The following is a 17,740-nucleotide window of genomic DNA, read 5'->3' as shown; positions in this document are numbered from 1 at the left end:
TCCTCCCCAATATCTAAAGGTCATTGAATAGATTAAAACTAATGTTTTTATGGATTTTCACACATGCTTATTAGCCGCATTATTGCGGCTCTTTGTATGGATCCATGAAATTTTTGTGCGTATCCGATGTCACAAATCAGAGCCTTACATCGTTCTTTGTGCAAAATGCAAAAGGAGCTGAGGAATGATGAAGGAATTGACCTGTGTCATCATTGGAGGAGGATATGCAGGGCTTCAAGCGCTCAAATCGATACAGAAAAAAACACGGGGCATAGCGAACGGACGGAGGATTCGGTTTGTTCTCATCGACAAGCAGCCCGGTCATTTGCGCAAATTGAGAATGTTCCGTCCAACCGCGACTGAGGAAGAGATTATGATCCCCTGGAATCAGTTAACTCTTAAGGATGTCGATTTCGTGCAAGGCTCGGTTGCGTCTGTGGAAAGTACCGAGAAGCGGGTTCGATATACAGACTCGCAAGGAAACGATGCCCGAATGCGTTATGACCTTCTAGTCGTGGCGGTGGGCAGCATCGTTCGGGAACCGGATCCCGATCAAGGCGGCATCGCTTTGACCGACCCACAAGCTGCGGAAGACATCCGGGAGCGCTGGCGAGCGAACCTTCAGAAGGCTGCCCGCGAGATGAACCTTGAGGAACGCAAGAGACTGATGACCATCGCGGTTGCAGGAGCTGGGATCAGCGGCATTGAGACGTCGGCCGAGCTTGCGCTCGCCATGAGGAAGGAAGCCATGGCGTTAGGTCTGAACCCATCCGAGGTCTCCGTCTATATGCTGAACGCAAAGGAACGATTGCTCCCGGAAGTGTCGGGGAAACTTAGACGGAAGTTGGAGCAGCAGCTTATCGAATGCGGAGTAACGGTGCTTCACAATCGTAAGGCGCTTCGGGAGGAAGCAGGATCGTTGGCACTCAATAACGGCGTGTGTCTACCGGTTGGCTTGTGTATTTGGACTTTAGGCTTGATACCCAATCCGGGACTGAAGGGTATGGGGCTGCCCCTTACACTTGACGGGAAGGTAATGGTGGATGAATGCTATCGCGTCAAAGGGATGCCGGACGTTTACAGCATTGGCGACTGTTCAGGAATTGTTGATCCGAGAGACGGCAGAGCTACCCAGATGACGTGCTTTGAAGCGGGGGAGCAGGGGCTTCGGCTGGGGTCAATCGTGAAGGCGGATTTAGAGGGCCGTCCGGCTCCAAGTCATCATTCCGCAAAATCGAGTATGGATGCGTTCACCATCGCACTGGGGCAAAAAGGAGTGTTCTGGATACGCAAATGGGGGCTCGATATGGTTATGACCGGAAAACTTCCGGGAAGAATCAAAAAGCTGGTAGAAGATACCGCCAGTATGCTTAGATAGAAATGATCGGAGGGACGGCGATTGGAAGAACTGTACGGTCAATATAAATCACTGCTGTTCATATTGGCTTATCAGCTGACAGGTTCTGCGGCGGATGCGGAAGATGCGGTACAGGACGTGTTTATGAAGGCTTACGATGTACAGGTAGAGTGTTTGGAGGAGCCTAAGGCGTATTTGTGTAAAATGGTAACCAATCGCTGCCTTGATCTGCAGAAGTCAGCGCGGAGGAGGAGGGAGATGTACGTTGGTCCATGGCTCCCCGAACCTTTTCGTACGCCGGAAGTGGATACGCTCGAGACGACGGTTGTCCGCCGGGATATGCTATCCTACGCCATGCTCGTTATGCTCGAGAGACTGACGCCGACAGAGCGAGTGGTTTTCGTCCTGCGTGAGGCGCTGGGTTTTGAATATCTTGAAATTGCCGAGTTGCTAGGTAAGCAGGAGGCGAATTGCCGAAAGCTAATGAGCCGGGCAAAAAGCAAGATGGGAATATCCGAAGGGGAACAGGTTACGGCCGAAGCGACCGAAAGGGAGTGGGTTAGCCGGTTCCTCACATCCTTCGAGCAAGGTAACATCGATGAAATCCTTTCCCTTCTGACCGAAGATGTCATGCTCGTCTCGGATGGGGGCGGAAAAGTACTTGCCTTTACACGACCGATCCAAGCGCGCGATCAAGTCGCCCGAATCCTTGCCGGTGCGTTCGAGGGCATAAAGCCCTACTACCAGGGAAGTCTTCGCTCCGAGTTTGCCCTTTTGAACGGGGAGACCAGCATCGTGCTCCGCTCAGGGGACGAAACTGTGGCGGCTATATTTTTACAACGCCGTTACGGAAAGCTTGCCGGAATCTACATCGTAAGAAACCCGGATAAGCTTACTCGGGTATAGGTAGTTTTAATTGCAGGTTTTCAGCGTGACCAGACACGTTGCCTCCTATCGATGGCCAAAGTCACCAAAGAAGAACAAACGTCAATAATGTCGGATCATCCAAATGGAACCAACTAACCGCAGGTGGTAGGATAACGCTAATTAATCGTGTTTGGGGTGTGCATAAGTATATGAAAAGTATAGAGCACAATAAAAACATTTGGGAAGAAAAAGTAAAGCAACAAAGCCGTTGGAGGGTCCTCCAAGTGAAACATTCCATCCCTTATTCGGAACTCGATTATTTAACTGAAGAAGAGATTGCAAAGAATGGAATACCCCTTGAATTCGGTCACACGTTGGAGCAGCAATTGCAGGGTCAAATCGATGCCGGTTTTGTCATTGCCGGGTTTTACGAAGATACCTTCGGAGGGGAAAAGCTCTTGGACCGCTATACAAGCAGTTTTATTGCAACAAGGGCCGTAAAACCTAAAGAATAATGGATGTTTCGCGATGTTGTTATAGGGCCAATCGTTGAGCTTTGTTTACGATTACAAGAACCGGATTCTCGTAGGGATCCGGTTCTTTTCTTTTTGTATTTCCTTGTATTTGCGATCATTCAAACTCTATCTTTTCCGAATTTTTAATCGGACGAGTCCCTTGCCGTTTTCTTTGCGTGCCCAGTAAAAACAGTCCAAGCAGGATGGCTAGTGCAAGAAAGGCTGCGAACAACCGAAAACCAACATTAGTCGCATGAATAAGGGCGTCCCTTGATGAACTCGTGTCATGATTCTGGGCCCCCGACAACAAATGAGAAGCAACATCAGACTTTGCCACCCATTGAATGATGACCAGAACAAGCGCTTGGCTGATCGCACGGCACATATTGTAAACGGTCCAAAACACTCCTGATGCAGGTCCGGCTTGATTTGGTGGAGCAGCTGACAGCACAGCTTTCGCAAGCGATGGCCAGGAGAGCCCGGTTGCTGCAGATATAATCAAAAGCGGAATGATGACAGCAGTACCCGACATCTCGGGGCCGAGCTGTCCGAGTAATAGGATCGCAAGACCAATTAGAAACGAACCGAGCAATATCATTCTTGCCGGGCCGAAACGGTCCGCAAGTTTGCCTCCTAAGGGAGCCGTGAACAATTGGGGTACGGATAATGGGATCAACATGAGCCCTGCTTCCAAGGGACTGAGGTGTTGAGCACCTTGCAAATACAGTGTCAATAGAATGGAAACAGCGAAATAACCGATGCAATAACTCGCCGTGATTCCAAGCCCAATTGTATAATCCCGATAGCCAAGGAGACCTAGATCAAACAAAGGGTGACGGACTTTTTTCTCAATGAAAACGAATGCGGTCCAAAGAAGAATTCCAAGTGCGAGCAGTCCAAGCGTTATACTCGATGCCCATCCCCAAGTTTGCGCTTCGGACAAGACAATGAGAAATGCGGTTAATCCTGTCCCATAGGTAAGTAAGCCTGGCCAGTCCGTCCTGGCTTTTTGCAATTCCGCAGATTCTCTTAAAATAAAAAATCCAGCGATCAAGCCCAAGATCCCGAGCGGAACGATAACGTAGAACATGGAGCGCCAGCCGAACCCGCCGATGAGTGCGCCTCCGACAACAGGGCCGAGAAGAGAACCGGTCACCCATGCGATGTTGTTGATACCAAGGGCCCTTCCAAGCTCTTGGGGAGGAAATGTCCGCATCAGAATCGGGGTAGATGCAGCCATCGCCATAGCGGCCCCTGCTCCTTGCAGCAGACGAGCGAGGATCAATACCGTACCGGAACCCGCCATTCCGCAAAGAGCGGTAGCTATAGTAAATAAAGCAAATCCCCATAGAAAAATCCGTTTCGTTCCGAACATGTCTGACCAACGGCCGGAAGGAAGCAAAAATACAGTACTTGTGATGTAGAACGAGGTAAGCGTCCACATTCCAAGTTCAAGCGAAAGATGCAAATCCTCCATGAGTGGAGGGAGACCATTGACCACAATCGTCGCATCCAAATTCGTGATAAAGGACACCAGCGTGACGATGAACAATACGGACCATTTGCCTGATTTCTTACGTGTGATCATAAAGGGTACCTCCACGCTGGGATTGTTCTGCTTATGGTCCGCCATAATTTTTTTTGGATTTGCATCTGATAATCCGTGAGTTGCAAGTCAGCGTATATCATGCTACCCCTCCTTAACGCTTTTTTCATCTTGCTTGAGACTTTGCACAATTTTAACACTTCAGAAAATAAATGCCGCCGAAAATGGAGCATCTATTTTTGGCTGGTTTGAGTTTAAAAAAGAATTGAAGCTCGTGGATGCTATCTTCACGCATTAGCTATTGACTCTCTCGCAAGGTGAAGGTTTATGATTTAGAAGAGGTCAGCTGCATCTAAAAATATGGTTTAAAAAATAAGGATAAGAAAAACGCTTAACATAAAGGGTTTTTATTTCGGTGGATGAGGAGGAAAATACATGCCGAATACTTGTGTTCTATGCAACGCCGATCTTCCTCAGGGGATTACCTGCGAATCGATTTTCAACGAATTTTTGGCACTTGAATTCAACGATCCCAGCTATGGTCGGGTTCACTTTCTCACCGTTGCCTCCTACATGATTCAACACCAAGGTTATAGCGATGAGATGTACGCTTGGATCAAATCCGCATTACAGAAGCATTTGGAGGAAGGCTACGCTACGGAGTTGATTCGCCAAGATATGGCCAAAGGACCCGGAAGCACGAAGGGAATTCGAAGGCCATTGGATGCGCAGCCTCTTCCCAAAATATATTGGACCATGACGATCGCTGACGTGGCGGCGCAGATGTATGACGCCGAAAGCTATTGCAAGCTCATCGAGCAGTGGGGACGTACTACGCTGAAAGAGATGGGACCCCTTGTTTTGAAAAAGATTTAAAACTTTTAATCATGAGCTAAGAAAAAACTTTTAATTATCGACGCACCCCTTCCCTGTCCAGGACAGCTCCTGTCAGTTCCAGAACGTATTTACGCCTGACTTGAAGGACGGCTCGGTGGAGCGTCTGGCCATCTTGGCGGATCAGTCGCTGAAGCAAACATCTGCCGTCTTGAAAGGGTAGGAATAGACCGAAAAGAACATCCCTGGTACTGCAAAGTTTTAAGTGAGCCAGAGAACGATAAATGGAAATTTTGTTAAGATCAGGGTATGAAGAAGGACCAGTTCACGTTGTGGAACTGGTCTTTTTGTTCTGTGATTGCAGGCTAAGAGAGCAGTATCAGAGGACAAGAGCATGTTGCCGGTTATCTGAAATCAACATAGTAAAAAATTTATCAACTTTTTAAATAAAAATGTTTAATAAGTATTCGAAATCATATAATCTGTATACAAGGAAAGCAAATGAATTCAAAAATGGAAGCGTTTTCATGAATGGTTGGATTCAGGCGGGTTCGGTAGAAGAGCTTCGAGATCAGGGACCGAAGTTGATCAAAGGGGGCATCGTCGTTTTTTATCACGAGGATCAAGTGCATGCGCTTGATAACCGATGTCCTCACCTCGGTTTTCCTCTCCACATGGGCAGTTTGTGCAACGGAATTTTGACATGCCACTGGCATCATGCAAGGTTTGATGTATGCAGCGGGGGAACGCTCGACCCTTGGGCTGACGATGTTCCTGTGCATGATCTTACCGTTCATGACGGATTGATTTGGGTCAACCCAAGTTCCCGAAATGGCAATCAAGTACAACTGTATAAGGATCGGCTTCTAAGCGGACTTGAGCAAAATATCGGTCTTGTCATCGCTAAGGCCATCGTCGGATTAATAGAGGCGGGCGTTCCGGGGAATGAAATCGCGGCGGTCGGGATCGAATTTGGAGTCAAACAGCGCAGGGAAGGGTGGGGCTCCGGATTAACGATTCTGACTGCGATGACCAACATTCTGCCTAAGCTGGATAAGCAAGGCCAGATCCTTGCGTTGTTTCAAGGATTGCTGCACACGGCGCGCGATTCAGCCGGAAGCGGAACGCGCTTCTTGCTCGATCCGCTTCCGAATACAGACGTCTCCATAGAACGGTTAACGGAGTGGTACCGCGAGTGCATCGAGGTTCGGGATACGCGCGGCGCGGAACGGGTGCTTCTGACCGCCGTTCAGGCGGGGGCGGATGAGAGCCGGTTATTCTCCATGATGAGCATGGCGGCGACGGACCATTTTTATATTAATGGAGGCCACACGCTGGATTTCCACAATAAAGCTTTTGAGAGCTTGAAGTATGTCGGGCACGAACAGCGTGCAGATGTCCTCGCTTCGCTCGTTCCGATGTTTGGGAACGCATCGCGCAGCGAGGAGCTTCATAGCTGGCAATCTCCAGTCAATTTGGTTCAGCCGTTGAAGGAAGCGTTCGAGGAGTTGTCCAGGAAGGGAATTTCCAATGGAAAAGGGGGCCCCGAAATTGACGATGAGCAACTGCTTCAAGCGCTGCTCGGAGACGATCCGCTTCGGACGATTCGCTTGTTAAAGGAGGCTTTGCTCGGTGGCGCCTCTCCGGTGCGTATATCACAAATTGCCGCATTGGCCGCGGCTGAACGGATCGTCCGCTTCCATATCCATAACGATTTCGGAGACTGGATTTCGGTACTGCACACGTTCACGCATGCTCACGCGGTTCATGAAGGCTTGATTCGTTCCACCGATCCAGGGCTGGTTCGGGGGATTTTTCATACGGCGGTTACTATTTACCTCGACCGGTTTTTGAATATCCCGGCTGCCCCGAGACCAAGTGCAGTTAGCGCGAGCGAAGAAGTACCGCAGCCCTCGGAACTGCTGGAGATTCTCGATAAGCAGCAGCAAGTGGCGCCGGCTGCGGCATGGGTGATGCGTTACCTGCGCAGCGGCGGTAAGCCGGAGCCATTATTCAACGTCCTGGGTCATGCACTGCTGCGAGAGGATGCGGAATTCCACTCCTTCCAGATGTACGAGGCAGCCGTGGCGGAATATGACCGCTGGGCATCCGAGTCGGGGCCGTTTGCTGAGAAGGCGTGCGAAACGCTGATTCTTGCAGTTACCCGTTATTTGGCCGCGCATGCTCCGACTTCCCGTGAGTTGCCTCATACAGCGAAAATTGCATGGCGGCTCCATCGCGGAGAGAAATTGTTCGAGGATGAATAGGTGATTCGGTGACGATGTCATTCCTATGATGTAGAATGAATTGTGCTGAAAATAGGCTTTCGATATGATCGGAAGCTTATTTTCTTTTGTATTTAAACACTATTCAGAATTGGTTCTAGGCTGAAAAAAATACCACGATGTAATTACATAATATTTTTTTGTAATGTACGTGGCTTTTTGGCTCCCTCTGGTGTCTAATTCATTGTAAATCAAGAGGAGGTTCACATCATGTCAGGAGCTCACGACACACAACCTGTTTATCCGGATGAACAGGCGATCATCACAAGCTTTGAAAGAGCGTATGAGCAGTATCGTCAAAGAATCCGCAACTATTTTTCGCTGAAATTAAACCCGATGGTTGCGGATGACTTGACTCAACAGGTGTTTTTGAAAGCTGTCGAAAACATTCAAAGCTTTAAAGGCAGCTCTAATTTATTCACGTGGATATTTAAGATTGCTCAGAATACAGTCAAAAACGAATACCGGAGGTTGTCACGAAAAAAAGAATCTCCTTTTGATTTTACAGAATATGAGTCACAGTCGATCTCCCTTGAGTTTACAAAATTTGTTGATTTTCGAATTGATATTGGAGCTGCGCTAAAAGAATTAGATGAGGTTGACCAAGAAATTATTGCACTACGTTTTTTTGTGGATTGCACCTTATCTGAAATCTCCAACATCGTTGGAATGCGTGAGAGTGCCGTAAAGAACAGATTGTACAGATCACTGGAAAGACTAAAAAAGGAATTGAAAGAATGGGGGGAAATTACCATCATGTCTATTCAAGATTTGATTTCAATTGTAGATAAGGGTGGCAGCGAGAGCACGAGCAAAGGTTTGAAAAAGGTTCAACAAGATTTGTTTGCTGAACTCAGCAATAATGTAGAGCGTATCTCGACAAAATACAATCACCATCCATCACAAAAGATAGTGATTGAAATATACCCGGATCTTCCAACGTTTCATCGAGCTGTAGGAGAAGCCGATGCACCCAATTGGTTTATGGGCACATATGAAGGACATATTCTTAAAATCGTATCACCATTGAATCCAGGACCTGAGCATACGTATCAATCCATCCTGAAAAGCACGGTCCATCTGTTCACCATGTGGTTAATCAATGAAATTAATCCGGCGGCTCCAAAATGGATAAGGCAAGGTATAGGCGGATACGAAGCGAAACAAATGACTCAAGACTTTATTAAAGGCTCGACAGAAGATGCAATCCGCAATTTGGCGATCCCATCATTTGATGAGTTAAATAACGATACTTGGGATTTTGAAACGATGAAAGGATTCCAGTTCTCCTATATGTTCGTCGAATTTGTTGCTGAGAAATATGGAATGGATACATTAAACAAAGTGATCCGTCATCCGCATGATTTTAACGGAATCTTTCAATGCTCTGAATTGGAACTTCATAAGAAAATGGTTGAGTATATCAGTGGATGATTACCCGTATAAGGGCACCATCTGAGGTGAAAATCACCGGCATTCGTGCCGGTGATTTTTTGTTGAACGTTCTGTTCTATTTTACAAACCATTAAAGCGCTTAAGCATCTGAGTAAAAGCCTCCAGGCTGGAGTCGTCCCAGTCCGAAATGCGGTGATAAAATTCAGCTCCTTTTTCATTCATGGCCAGAACAGCTTTGTCCCGTCCCAAATCAGTTACAGACAGCACGACGCCGCGGCGATCATGGGGGTCAGGTTCGCTATGAATATAACCTGCTTTTTTGAGCTGGGCGACGAGTCTGCTTACGGAGCTGCGGTCCATAGCCAAGGATTCAGCCAATGAGGTAGCGCTGGACGGACCGTAGGCTAGAAGCCATCGAACCAGCAGGAACGCAGCGGGCTGCAAATTCGGATCAAATACAGCCGCCGTTTTTACATGAAGGGCATGGGATGCGCTTAACAGGGCATTCAACTGCTGACCAAGATGGATTTCCAGCTGCGCTCTCCCAGTTTCGTGATTGTTGTTGTCCATAATAAACTCCTATCGATCCCAAAATAGTTGACATATATCAAACAAATAAATATAGTTGAGATATATCAATTATATGAAAGATATAAGCACTCATCAAGTTCAATGCATCCAAGTAAGGAATCGGGGAGGAATAAATTATGTCAGATCCAATTATTGCAATAACAGGGGCGACGAGAGGCTTAGGACAATTGGCAGCCATTAGCCTGGCTAAGCAAGGCGCCCATCTAATATTAACGGCGAGGAGCGAAAGGGCAGCGGAAATAACGAGAGATATACATAGCCAGCATGCCCCCAACGCAAAGGTGGACTTTTTTTTCGGTGATTTTTCACTCATGGACCAAGTTAGACAGGTAGGGAATGAAATACGCTCTGCTTATTCTAAAATTGATGTATTGGTAAACAATGCGGGCTTGCATGGTTTCGAACAACGTATTACCAAGGATGGATACCCGGAGATGGTAGCGGTCAACTATTTAGCTCCTTGGCTGCTGACGCATCTGCTGCTTCCTTCGCTGAAGAATGCTGAGCAAGCAAGAATTATTAATGTAGCTTCCGAAGCCTCCCGCCATCACGGGGAACTTAAGCTGCCCCAAGACCTTACTGACACAGCGGAGTTTTCGCGATGGGGTTCCTCCAAAATCTATGGAAAGACGAAACTGTTGAATATCATGTTTACAGGTGAACTGTCGCGGCGGTTGGACGGAACAAGCATCACGGTGAATGCGCTTAATCCCGGTTTCAACGTTACGGGTCTGGGACGTGAGCTAGCGTTTTCATCGGTTCTCGAGAAAGCATTGCGATTTTTAAAAATTGGGGATCCGCGGAGAGGTGCGGGGATCATCGTTCAATTGGTCACGGATTCAAGGTATCGGGACGTTACAGGCGGGTATTTTAATGTCGGTTCCGGGAAAGCGATCACTCCCGTACATCCCGGCGGGGATTCCAACACGCAAAGTCTGTTATGGAATGCAACTGAGACATTGTTAAAGCCCTATTTATAAAAAAACTTTGAGATCATCTTGCTGAGATGGTGGGTTTTACAATTACGATGAAAAGGGGAAGGGCGATCATTAAGAAAGACGATAACCCTGCCGGCTATGTGCTGGCAGGGTTTGGTCTATTTTCATCGAAGCGGCAGTCTTTATTCCGGAATAGAGAATTTAATTCTTCTGTTCGGTCAATATGATCGGTCCATCCGCAGTTATGGCGATCGTATGCTCGTACTGCGCAGAAAGTGAGCCATCGGCGGTTCTTGCAGTCCATCCGTCGGCATCAACCGTCATGAATGGTTTTCCGGCATTGATCATCGGCTCAATCGTCATAACCATTCCTTCCTTCAAGCGGAACCCTTTGCCCGGCTTCCCGACATGGGGGTAATTAGGTTCCTCGTGCATCTCCCGTCCCACGCCGTGACCGAGCAGATCCCGCACCACCGAGTATCCGTTGCGCTCCGCATGGCTTTGAACCGCGTGCATCACATCGCCGATCCGGTTTCCGACGACGGCCTTTTCGATACCAAGGTATAAGCATTCCTTCGTTACTCGCATTAAATTACGGGCTTCTTCCGATACCTCGCCAACTGCATAGCTCCAAGCTGAATCGCCGATCCAGCCATCCGCTTCCGCGACGATATCGATGGTGACGATGTCACCTTCCTTGAGCGGTTTAGGATTCGGAAAACCGTGCGCAATGACGTCGTTAACAGACGCGCAAGTCGCATACGGATAGCCGTTGTAGCCGACCGTATAAGCCCTGGCGTTATTCTCCTTCAGGAACCGCACAGCGAACAACTCAATGTCGAGCGTTGTGACTCCTGGCCGGATCATTCCTGCAATGGCTTGATGAAAAGCAGCGACAATTCGGCCGGCTTTCCTCATTTGTTCAATTTCCGCTTTCGATTTCAGGGTGATCATTCCGATTATCTCTCCTTTGCCTGTATGCCTGAAAAAATCACGTCAACGATGCCTTCGACATCTGTCTCGTTGTGCATATTGTGGTGGATGTTCAATGCTGCGCAGCCAACCAGCGAGCCAAATATTAGATTAGCTGTTTTCTCCGGTGATTTAGAACTGGTTCCATCACGAATCATATCCACAAACGGCATATAGATCCGCTCCTGAAAATGGTCTGACAGCTTGATAAACCGGTTGCCCGGGAAGTGATGAAAGTTATCCGCAACCGTCTTAAGCAATATAAATACGGAGGGATCTTGAATGCACTCCTTCAGGAGCAGCCTGGAGAACGATTCCGCTTTATGCAAACTGTTGCCGTCTCCGGTCAAAACGGGCTGTACTGCCGACTCCGTTCGATACAGGGCATCCCATAATAAATCTTCCAAAAGCATGTGCTTATTTTTGTAGTAATGATACACGGTTCCGTAGCCGAGTTCAGCCTTGACCGCAACATCGCGTATTTCCAATTGGATACCCTTCTCCAAATATACTTCCGCCGTTGCCTGCATAATTTGGTTCATCCGCATCTCACGGATTGCGTCATTCTGTTCTTTAGTACGAGGTGACATGGCTCCTCCTTTTTAGACCTGCAGTAATGTCAATGTAAAAACAATATACATCATGTGATGGATTTGCGCAATCAGAAAGAAATGCAGAAATGAAATGGTCTTTTTGGGATACCGAGGACTGCGGGTGTAACGGGGTGCTGGCCATCGAGATTCTTGAGCAGCCGTTTTTTGTAGTCTGGATTCAAAAAATGTAAGACGACGAGAACATACATAGAGAATAGCCGCATAACTGCGGCTTTTTTTGTTTTTAACAATGCCTGGGTTACAGGACGTTGTTTCAGTATCCAGAATACCCGACAATAAGAGGCTTCACAGCTTGTGATGGAAAATCAAATGTAAGCCTATTTTATAAAATGCGACGAGAAACGCCGTTGACAAAACGAGCTACTGCGTGTTACTTTATAGCGGTAGTAAGTATTACTTCATACCAGTCTCACAGAATAGCAAGGAGCGATTGTGTTGGAAAATTTAACGGAAATGCTTAAAGGCGTGCTTGAAGGCTGCGTCCTTGAAATCATAAGCCGCCAAGAAACCTACGGCTACGAAATTACGCGGCAGCTGAACGCCCTCGGCTTCACAGATGTTGTGGAAGGAACGGTATACACCATTCTGATCCGGCTTGAAAAAAACAAGTTGGTGGAGATCACCAAGAAACCTTCCGACATGGGACCGCCGCGAAAGTTTTTCGCGATCAACGACGCAGGGCGTGAGGAGCTGCGGAAGTTCTGGGAAAAATGGGAGTTTGTATCATCCAAAATAAACGAGTTAAAGGAGAAGGAACAATGAATTTTTGGGAAAAAATCACCGGCAGCGACATGACCAAAGAAATGAAAGCTTTTGAATCGCGTGCCCAAAAGCTGCCTGCTGATTATCAAGCGGCGTGGAAAAAAATAAATGCCAACCTTTGGGTGCATTCCGACTTCACCGGCCGCAACCTCATGCCGATTCTTGATGGTGTGCTTGGCCTGCTTGAAGAAACTGCGGCGGACGGCCAGAGTGTTCAAGAGGTTTTGGGTGACGATATCCAAGGCTTCTGTTCAGCGCTGGCCGGCGAAGAAGGGGCAAAGTCTTTTCGTGACAAGTGGCGCGAGCAGCTCAACCATAATATCGCCAAAAAATTAGGCAAATAGGAGGAGGATCACATGAGTATACGAGATATCATCGAAGGCAAAAAAGAGTGGCGGGCGCACGTGGCACGAGTCAAAGCGCTCCCGCGCGATTATCAGATTGTGTATAAGGAGATTCAAAAATATCTCTTTAAAGTAGGCCCTGTGGAGCTAACCGAAGGGACCGGTATACTCTCGGGAATTGTCGATCTTTTTGAAGAGGGCGCAGCTTTGGGGAAAGGCGTGCTCGAAGTGACGGGAAGAGACGTAGCGGCTTTCTGCGACGATCTCATCAAAGATTCAAAAACTTACGCTGACATCTATCAGGAAGCGGTTGCCCGAGAAAGTAACAAGGCCATAAAAAAGGCAACGGATAAAACAAATTAAAAGAGGGGTACCCGGATGGAAAAACCAATTGAAGTGAAAGGTCTGCGAAAATCTTATAAGGACACAGAAGTTCTAAAAGGAGTCGATCTTGAAGTGGGGCGAGGTGAGATTTTCGCCCTGCTTGGCTCTAACGGGGCGGGCAAGACGACGATGGTCAGAATCCTCACCACGCTCCTCAAACCGGACGGAGGGACTGCCACCGTAAACGGTTGTGACGTCGCATCAAAGCCCGACCGGGTACGACAATCGATCAGCCTGACCGGGCAGTTTGCCGCCGTGGACGAAATTTTGACCGGGCGGGAAAATCTGATTATGATCGCCAAGCTGCGGCACTTTAAAAATCCGCGCCAGGTCGCGGATAGCATGCTGCAACGCTTCGGCTTGACGGACGCCGCTGACCGCAAGGCAGCGACTTATTCGGGAGGGATGCGCCGCAGGCTCGACATCGCCTTGAGCCTTGTGGGCAATCCACAGATCATTTTCCTCGACGAGCCGACTACCGGGCTTGACCCCGAGGCCCGCATCGAGGTTTGGAAGACCGTCAAGGAACTTGCCGGCGGCGGCACGACGATCTTCCTGACCACGCAATATTTGGAGGAAGCCGAGCAGCTCGCAGACCGTATAGCCATTCTGCATGAAGGCAGGATTATCGCGAGTGGCACGCTCTCTGAGCTGAAAAAGCTGTTCCCATCCGCAAAGGTGGAGTATGTAGAAAAACAGCCGACATTAGAAGAGATATTCCTCGCAATCGTCGGAAAGAAGGAGGCTATGAAATGGAGACAGTCAAAAATCACTTTTTTAGCGATATGGGCGTTATGCTTGGACGTTCCATGCGTCATATATTCCGCAGCATGGACACCATCATTACGGTCTGTATCACACCGATTGCGATGATGCTGCTGTTTGTCTATGTGTTTGGAGGCGCAATCCACACCGGAACGGATAACTATGTGAACTACCTACTGCCCGGCATCCTGCTGATTGCGATTGCGAGCGGGATATCCTATACGGCTTACCGCCTGTTTATGGATAAGCAGCGGGGCATTATTGAGCGGTTCCACTCCATGCCGATTGCGCGTTCCGCCGTGTTATGGGGGCATGTGCTGACCTCGCTAGTATCCAACATGATTTCTCTTGTCGTCATCATCCTTGTAGCGCTCCTTATGGGCTTTCGCTCCTCGGCAGGGGTTCTGCCATGGCTCGCTGTAACCGGTATACTCGTGCTGTTTACACTGGCTTTGACATGGGTCGCAGCGATTGCCGGATTGTCCGGAAAATCGGTCGAAGGGGCCAGCGCATTTTCCTATCCGCTGATCTTCCTGCCATTTATCAGCTCGGCCTTTGTGCCGACCGATTCGATGCCGAAGGTCGTTCGGGCTTTTGCCGAAAACCAGCCGGTCACCTCTATTGTAGAAACCATCCGCGCTTTATTGTCAAATCAACCGGTAGGCAATGATATTTGGATTGCTCTGGCATGGTGCGTCGGCATTATGCTCGTAGCTTATGTCTTTGCGATAAGGGCGTACAAAAAGCGGGCGTAACATGGTATTCTCCATCCTTCCTGCCGTCTCGAATTCAGCAAACCTTCCATTGATCGGAACATTGCATACATTTTTATTCACGATTTCTGGGCTGCGGTCTACCGTGCAATCATAGATTACACAGATGGCACTGACGCGGGCTATTAATCAAACAGCAGCAGTCTGGACTATTGTTTTCTCGTCCTTGGCTGCTGCTTATTTATTGATGACAATAGGGGGATTTTTGCTTGCGCCCAGGCAACACTGCCGGACACCACTTATCGAATACGGAAGAAAACACCAATATTTTTCTGTTCCGTAATTAGAAACCCGTTTTTAAGCAGACAGAGCACAGCATCTTTTACGGGTGCCCCTACTCTTAAAGTACTGAGGCAAGGGGACGCGCTACCTATAATGCGTACTTTGCCGATGTTGGCAAAGTTTTTTTTGCTTCTGACGATGATGACCACATCCGGAAAACGGCTCATGATATCAGCTCCTAACTTTAAGTGGATATCATAAGGTATTCCGCTTCACGCAGGAATGCTTGGACACCGTGAGGTATTCGGAATGGGGGTGGCCAATACGTTTCAGACGGTTATGGATTGACTTGATTGTAGGGGCTAATGTAAAATTTTGTTATGTTCTTTGTAGTTAATGTACTTACTTACAGGTAAGGGGATGATTCATCAATGATTCATCAACGTGAATGTCCGATTGAGACCATCATTCATGTTCTAAGTGGCAAATGGAAGCCGATGATTTTATGGCTTTTGATTGATTCTACAAAGCGATTCAGCGATCTGGAAAAGCTTATCCCTGATGTTTCGCAAAAAATGCTTGCACAACATCTCCGGGATTTGGAACGAGAAGGCGTAGTCGATCGAACGGTTTACCCGACAGTCCCTCCAAGAGTAGAATATTCTCTTAGTGAATACGGCCAAACCTTGATTCCTGTTGCGGAAGTCATGTGTGCTTGGGGAGAGAATCATAATAAGCGGAAGTATGAAGAGCCGGCGTCATAAAGCGGAAATAATGAACTTGTACACGAATTCAATCAACTCCAAATAAAAGCTGCCACGGTATTTCCGGGCAGCTTTTTTCTTCACTGCAGTCACACTCCTGAAAAAAGCATTGTATCCCTTTCCGTCATACTTACTTTTAAGTAAGTCCCCTACTTTAAAGTGGGTTCTTAACATCCTTTTGAAGCGATGCTAAGCTTGAGCTAACCAAATATTGGGATCCATGAAGAGGAGGACATAACGATGAAAATCATTGTTTTTGGAGCGACGGGGAATACAGGGAAAAGAGTGTTGGCACAAGGGATACAAATGGGGCATGAAATGACCGCATTTGTGCGAAATGCTGAGAAGCTTTACGATCAGCTGGGTGAGCATTCCGAAAAGCATGTAAAAGTGATCGTGGATGATATGTTGGACCCGGTGAGCGTTCGTGAGGCACTTGTGAATCAAGACGCCGCTATAATTGCAGCCGGCCATGCGGGGCAGGGAGAAGAGTTTGTCCGTATCGTCGATAACATTATAAGCCAGTGCGAAATGGAGCCTAGTTTCTCCGGGCGGGTATGGGTTATGGGAGGAGCCGGCCTGCTGGATATTCCATATACGGATTTGATCGGCAACAATTTACCCGGCTTTCCGCCTGAGTACAAAAACCACAACCGGAATTTCGAAAGGCTGCAGCGGACGGACCTCGATTGGACCATGATGTGTCCGGGAACCATGACAGATTCGAGAGAGCATTCAGATTCTGCTCATCTGCATGTCACAACGGAAATCTTGCCTGTTCCGATGCAGGAGACGATCAAGGACTTTTCCGAAGCAGAGGTAGCCGGTCACTTGTTCAGCAGATTTCAAGAGCTGAATGTGGCTTATGACGATGTCGTCATGTGTATGTTGGACCATCTTGAACTCGAAGGATCGTTTAAAAGAAAAAGGGTCGGTCTAGCCTATCAAAGACATATTGCAGTGAGCTGAGGAGGAGGGGATGATGGGTTTATTTGGATTACTGCTCGTTTTGCATATATTGTCTTCGATCGCTTTTATCGGCCCCGCTTTCGTAACGCCCATCATTCGGAGATCCGCCAGAACGGTCGGCCAGCTGCATTTTGTATTAGGTATAACGGCCAAACTGGCCATCATTACTAAAATTGGCGGAACCGGACTTATTCTGACCGGGGTTGGGCTTATGATCATAACCAAGATGGGGTTATCCCAAATGTGGCTGAATGTATCCATTCTCTTAGCGCTTCTCATGGTTGGACTGATCGACGGATGGATCGAGCCGCGTATGAAAAAGATCAGAAAAACCATAGCTGAGCGTCAAGACCAAGGTAATGACATACCTGCCGAATTCGGACTGCAGTTAAAAAAGATCGTGCCCATCGAGATGGCAGCTATGCTGCTGATGATTGCCGTATTGGTGCTCATGGTCGTTAAGCCATTTTAAAAGCCGCATAACTGCGGCTTTTTTGATTAACAAAATATGTGTATTCTTCTAACCCTGACCTTTCCAGGGATAGTCCATAACGATGATCCCTTCAACATATGGGCCAATCGCCTGCAAAAACTCTTGATGCAGGGGGTGCTGAATATAGTCCTGGCAAGCCTGTTGATTCTCAAAAGAGACGCGGATTCCCAGCGTATACCCCTGCATGTGCTCCTTCTCTTCCGTAACGTTCATTCCAGCGCTAATTTCTGTGATACCCGGAATGTTTGCCTTAAAGTCATAAACTTGCATGACGGCTTCTTCTTTTTTTGCAGTCGAAACATCGGGCTTGAATTTCAATAGTACAATATGTTCAAACATCTTTTTCCTCC

Annotated in this window: 20 protein-coding genes and 1 pseudogene; 15 read left to right on the top strand and 6 right to left on the bottom strand. The window is 47.8% G+C overall.

The window, feature by feature from the left end; translation table 11 throughout:
* Window positions 1-184: 184 nt before the first annotated feature.
* The 3 genes from IAE55_RS18960 (at window position 185) to IAE55_RS18950 (ending at window position 2,739) form a co-directional block, all read left to right on the top strand.
* Window positions 185-1,378, top strand: coding sequence for an NAD(P)/FAD-dependent oxidoreductase (locus IAE55_RS18960; RefSeq protein ID WP_234489677.1), 1,194 nt, complete (start codon window positions 185-187; stop codon window positions 1,376-1,378).
* A 21-nt stretch (window positions 1,379-1,399) separates the two neighbouring features.
* Entirely contained in the window at window positions 1,400-2,263 is an 864-nt protein-coding gene (gene sigJ / locus IAE55_RS18955; protein ID WP_200633549.1) for an RNA polymerase sigma factor SigJ, read from the top strand.
* Between the two features lie 170 nt (window positions 2,264-2,433).
* The gene (locus IAE55_RS18950; RefSeq protein WP_146116188.1) at window positions 2,434-2,739 is read left to right on the top strand and encodes a hypothetical protein; all 306 of its coding nucleotides are present in this window, start codon (window positions 2,434-2,436) and stop codon (window positions 2,737-2,739) included.
* A 115-nt stretch (window positions 2,740-2,854) separates the two neighbouring features.
* Here IAE55_RS18950 and IAE55_RS18945 read toward each other — a convergent pair whose 3' ends face one another.
* Window positions 2,855-4,327, bottom strand: a complete 1,473-nt coding sequence (locus tag IAE55_RS18945; protein ID WP_200633548.1) for a DHA2 family efflux MFS transporter permease subunit — start codon at window positions 4,325-4,327, stop codon at window positions 2,855-2,857.
* A gap of 393 nt (window positions 4,328-4,720) precedes the next feature.
* On the opposite strand from IAE55_RS18945, the gene IAE55_RS18940 reads away from it, so the two are divergent.
* The 3 genes from IAE55_RS18940 (at window position 4,721) to IAE55_RS18930 (ending at window position 8,838) form a co-directional block, all read left to right on the top strand.
* On the top strand, window positions 4,721-5,161 hold the full coding sequence (locus tag IAE55_RS18940; protein ID WP_200633547.1) for a DUF5946 family protein: 441 nt from the start codon (window positions 4,721-4,723) through the stop codon (window positions 5,159-5,161).
* A 485-nt stretch (window positions 5,162-5,646) separates the two neighbouring features.
* Complete coding sequence (locus IAE55_RS18935) at window positions 5,647-7,386, top strand: Rieske (2Fe-2S) protein (protein ID WP_200633546.1); 1,740 nt, start codon at window positions 5,647-5,649, stop codon at window positions 7,384-7,386.
* A gap of 228 nt (window positions 7,387-7,614) precedes the next feature.
* Entirely contained in the window at window positions 7,615-8,838 is a 1,224-nt protein-coding gene (locus IAE55_RS18930) for an RNA polymerase sigma factor (protein ID WP_200633545.1), read from the top strand.
* Window positions 8,839-8,919: 81 nt separating this feature from the next.
* Here the strand turns inward: IAE55_RS18930 and IAE55_RS18925 are convergent, their stop codons facing one another.
* A complete protein-coding gene (locus IAE55_RS18925) occupies window positions 8,920-9,369 on the bottom strand; it encodes a MarR family winged helix-turn-helix transcriptional regulator (protein ID WP_145159342.1) in 450 nt (149 codons plus the stop codon).
* 134 nt (window positions 9,370-9,503) lie between these two features.
* Between IAE55_RS18925 and IAE55_RS18920 the strand changes: the two genes are divergently transcribed.
* Window positions 9,504-10,370, top strand: a complete 867-nt coding sequence (locus IAE55_RS18920) for an SDR family NAD(P)-dependent oxidoreductase (protein WP_442793340.1) — start codon at window positions 9,504-9,506, stop codon at window positions 10,368-10,370.
* Between the two features lie 159 nt (window positions 10,371-10,529).
* On the opposite strand, the gene map is transcribed toward IAE55_RS18920, so the two are convergent.
* Together map and IAE55_RS18910 are read right to left on the bottom strand one after the other, a co-directional pair.
* A complete protein-coding gene (map, locus tag IAE55_RS18915) occupies window positions 10,530-11,282 on the bottom strand; it encodes a type I methionyl aminopeptidase (RefSeq protein WP_105442649.1) in 753 nt (250 codons plus the stop codon).
* A gap of 5 nt (window positions 11,283-11,287) precedes the next feature.
* Window positions 11,288-11,890 carry a TetR/AcrR family transcriptional regulator gene (locus IAE55_RS18910; protein ID WP_200633543.1) on the bottom strand — a complete coding sequence of 201 codons (603 nt, stop codon included), beginning with the start codon at window positions 11,888-11,890 and terminating at the stop codon, window positions 11,288-11,290.
* Window positions 11,891-12,367: 477 nt separating this feature from the next.
* On the opposite strand from IAE55_RS18910, the gene IAE55_RS18905 reads away from it, so the two are divergent.
* From IAE55_RS18905 to IAE55_RS18885, 5 genes and pseudogenes are all read left to right on the top strand, one after another.
* Window positions 12,368-12,676 (top strand): PadR family transcriptional regulator, encoded by a 309-nt coding sequence (locus IAE55_RS18905; RefSeq protein WP_285855252.1) that lies wholly within the window; start codon window positions 12,368-12,370, stop codon window positions 12,674-12,676.
* Entirely contained in the window at window positions 12,673-13,020 is a 348-nt protein-coding gene (locus IAE55_RS18900; RefSeq protein ID WP_076164786.1) for a DUF1048 domain-containing protein, read from the top strand. The genes IAE55_RS18905 and IAE55_RS18900 overlap by 4 nt, the downstream gene beginning before the upstream one ends.
* Window positions 13,021-13,032: 12 nt before the next feature.
* Window positions 13,033-13,383 (top strand): DUF1048 domain-containing protein, encoded by a 351-nt coding sequence (locus tag IAE55_RS18895; RefSeq protein WP_200633541.1) that lies wholly within the window; start codon window positions 13,033-13,035, stop codon window positions 13,381-13,383.
* 15 nt (window positions 13,384-13,398) lie between these two features.
* Window positions 13,399-14,154: pseudogene (locus tag IAE55_RS18890) on the top strand (ABC transporter ATP-binding protein); the annotation flags it as partial.
* A gap of 2 nt (window positions 14,155-14,156) precedes the next feature.
* Window positions 14,157-14,924: an ABC transporter permease gene (locus tag IAE55_RS18885; protein ID WP_200633540.1), complete on the top strand. Its 768-nt coding sequence runs from the start codon at window positions 14,157-14,159 to the stop codon at window positions 14,922-14,924.
* Window positions 14,925-15,181: 257 nt separating this feature from the next.
* Here IAE55_RS18885 and IAE55_RS18880 read toward each other — a convergent pair whose 3' ends face one another.
* A complete protein-coding gene (locus IAE55_RS18880; RefSeq protein ID WP_200633539.1) occupies window positions 15,182-15,391 on the bottom strand; it encodes a hypothetical protein in 210 nt (69 codons plus the stop codon).
* A 204-nt stretch (window positions 15,392-15,595) separates the two neighbouring features.
* On the opposite strand from IAE55_RS18880, the gene IAE55_RS18875 reads away from it, so the two are divergent.
* From IAE55_RS18875 to IAE55_RS18865, 3 genes are all read left to right on the top strand, one after another.
* On the top strand, window positions 15,596-15,928 hold the full coding sequence (locus IAE55_RS18875) for a winged helix-turn-helix transcriptional regulator (RefSeq protein WP_089547588.1): 333 nt from the start codon (window positions 15,596-15,598) through the stop codon (window positions 15,926-15,928).
* A 240-nt stretch (window positions 15,929-16,168) separates the two neighbouring features.
* On the top strand, window positions 16,169-16,897 hold the full coding sequence (locus tag IAE55_RS18870; RefSeq protein ID WP_200633538.1) for an NAD(P)-dependent oxidoreductase: 729 nt from the start codon (window positions 16,169-16,171) through the stop codon (window positions 16,895-16,897).
* Window positions 16,898-16,910: 13 nt separating this feature from the next.
* Complete coding sequence (locus IAE55_RS18865) at window positions 16,911-17,369, top strand: DUF2269 family protein (RefSeq protein WP_145159378.1); 459 nt, start codon at window positions 16,911-16,913, stop codon at window positions 17,367-17,369.
* A gap of 48 nt (window positions 17,370-17,417) precedes the next feature.
* Here IAE55_RS18865 and IAE55_RS18860 read toward each other — a convergent pair whose 3' ends face one another.
* Window positions 17,418-17,729 (bottom strand): Dabb family protein, encoded by a 312-nt coding sequence (locus IAE55_RS18860; RefSeq protein ID WP_200633537.1) that lies wholly within the window; start codon window positions 17,727-17,729, stop codon window positions 17,418-17,420.
* Window positions 17,730-17,740: the final 11 nt, after the last annotated feature.

This window comes from Paenibacillus sp. S28 (assembly GCF_016624415.1).
Classification (GTDB): domain Bacteria; phylum Bacillota; class Bacilli; order Paenibacillales; family Paenibacillaceae; genus Paenibacillus_AQ; species Paenibacillus_AQ favisporus.
The sequence above is the reverse complement of the archived record's forward strand: the minus strand, read 5'-3'. Positions and strand labels throughout refer to the sequence as shown.

Coding starts and splice junctions, on each gene's coding strand:
- IAE55_RS18960 (WP_234489677.1), top strand. CDS start 185: ATGATGAAGGAATTGACCTGTGTCATCATTGGAGGAGGATATGCAGGG.
- IAE55_RS18950 (WP_146116188.1), top strand. CDS start 2,434: ATGAAAAGTATAGAGCACAATAAAAACATTTGGGAAGAAAAAGTAAAG.
- IAE55_RS18945 (WP_200633548.1), bottom strand. CDS start 4,327: ATGATCACACGTAAGAAATCAGGCAAATGGTCCGTATTGTTCATCGTC.
- IAE55_RS18940 (WP_200633547.1), top strand. CDS start 4,721: ATGCCGAATACTTGTGTTCTATGCAACGCCGATCTTCCTCAGGGGATT.
- IAE55_RS18935 (WP_200633546.1), top strand. CDS start 5,647: ATGAATGGTTGGATTCAGGCGGGTTCGGTAGAAGAGCTTCGAGATCAG.
- IAE55_RS18930 (WP_200633545.1), top strand. CDS start 7,615: ATGTCAGGAGCTCACGACACACAACCTGTTTATCCGGATGAACAGGCG.
- IAE55_RS18925 (WP_145159342.1), bottom strand. CDS start 9,369: ATGGACAACAACAATCACGAAACTGGGAGAGCGCAGCTGGAAATCCAT.
- map (WP_105442649.1), bottom strand. CDS start 11,282: ATGATCACCCTGAAATCGAAAGCGGAAATTGAACAAATGAGGAAAGCC.
- IAE55_RS18910 (WP_200633543.1), bottom strand. CDS start 11,890: ATGTCACCTCGTACTAAAGAACAGAATGACGCAATCCGTGAGATGCGG.
- IAE55_RS18905 (WP_285855252.1), top strand. CDS start 12,368: ATGCTTAAAGGCGTGCTTGAAGGCTGCGTCCTTGAAATCATAAGCCGC.
- IAE55_RS18900 (WP_076164786.1), top strand. CDS start 12,673: ATGAATTTTTGGGAAAAAATCACCGGCAGCGACATGACCAAAGAAATG.
- IAE55_RS18895 (WP_200633541.1), top strand. CDS start 13,033: ATGAGTATACGAGATATCATCGAAGGCAAAAAAGAGTGGCGGGCGCAC.
- IAE55_RS18885 (WP_200633540.1), top strand. CDS start 14,157: ATGGAGACAGTCAAAAATCACTTTTTTAGCGATATGGGCGTTATGCTT.
- IAE55_RS18880 (WP_200633539.1), bottom strand. CDS start 15,391: ATGAGCCGTTTTCCGGATGTGGTCATCATCGTCAGAAGCAAAAAAAAC.
- IAE55_RS18875 (WP_089547588.1), top strand. CDS start 15,596: ATGATTCATCAACGTGAATGTCCGATTGAGACCATCATTCATGTTCTA.
- IAE55_RS18870 (WP_200633538.1), top strand. CDS start 16,169: ATGAAAATCATTGTTTTTGGAGCGACGGGGAATACAGGGAAAAGAGTG.
- IAE55_RS18865 (WP_145159378.1), top strand. CDS start 16,911: ATGGGTTTATTTGGATTACTGCTCGTTTTGCATATATTGTCTTCGATC.
- IAE55_RS18860 (WP_200633537.1), bottom strand. CDS start 17,729: ATGTTTGAACATATTGTACTATTGAAATTCAAGCCCGATGTTTCGACT.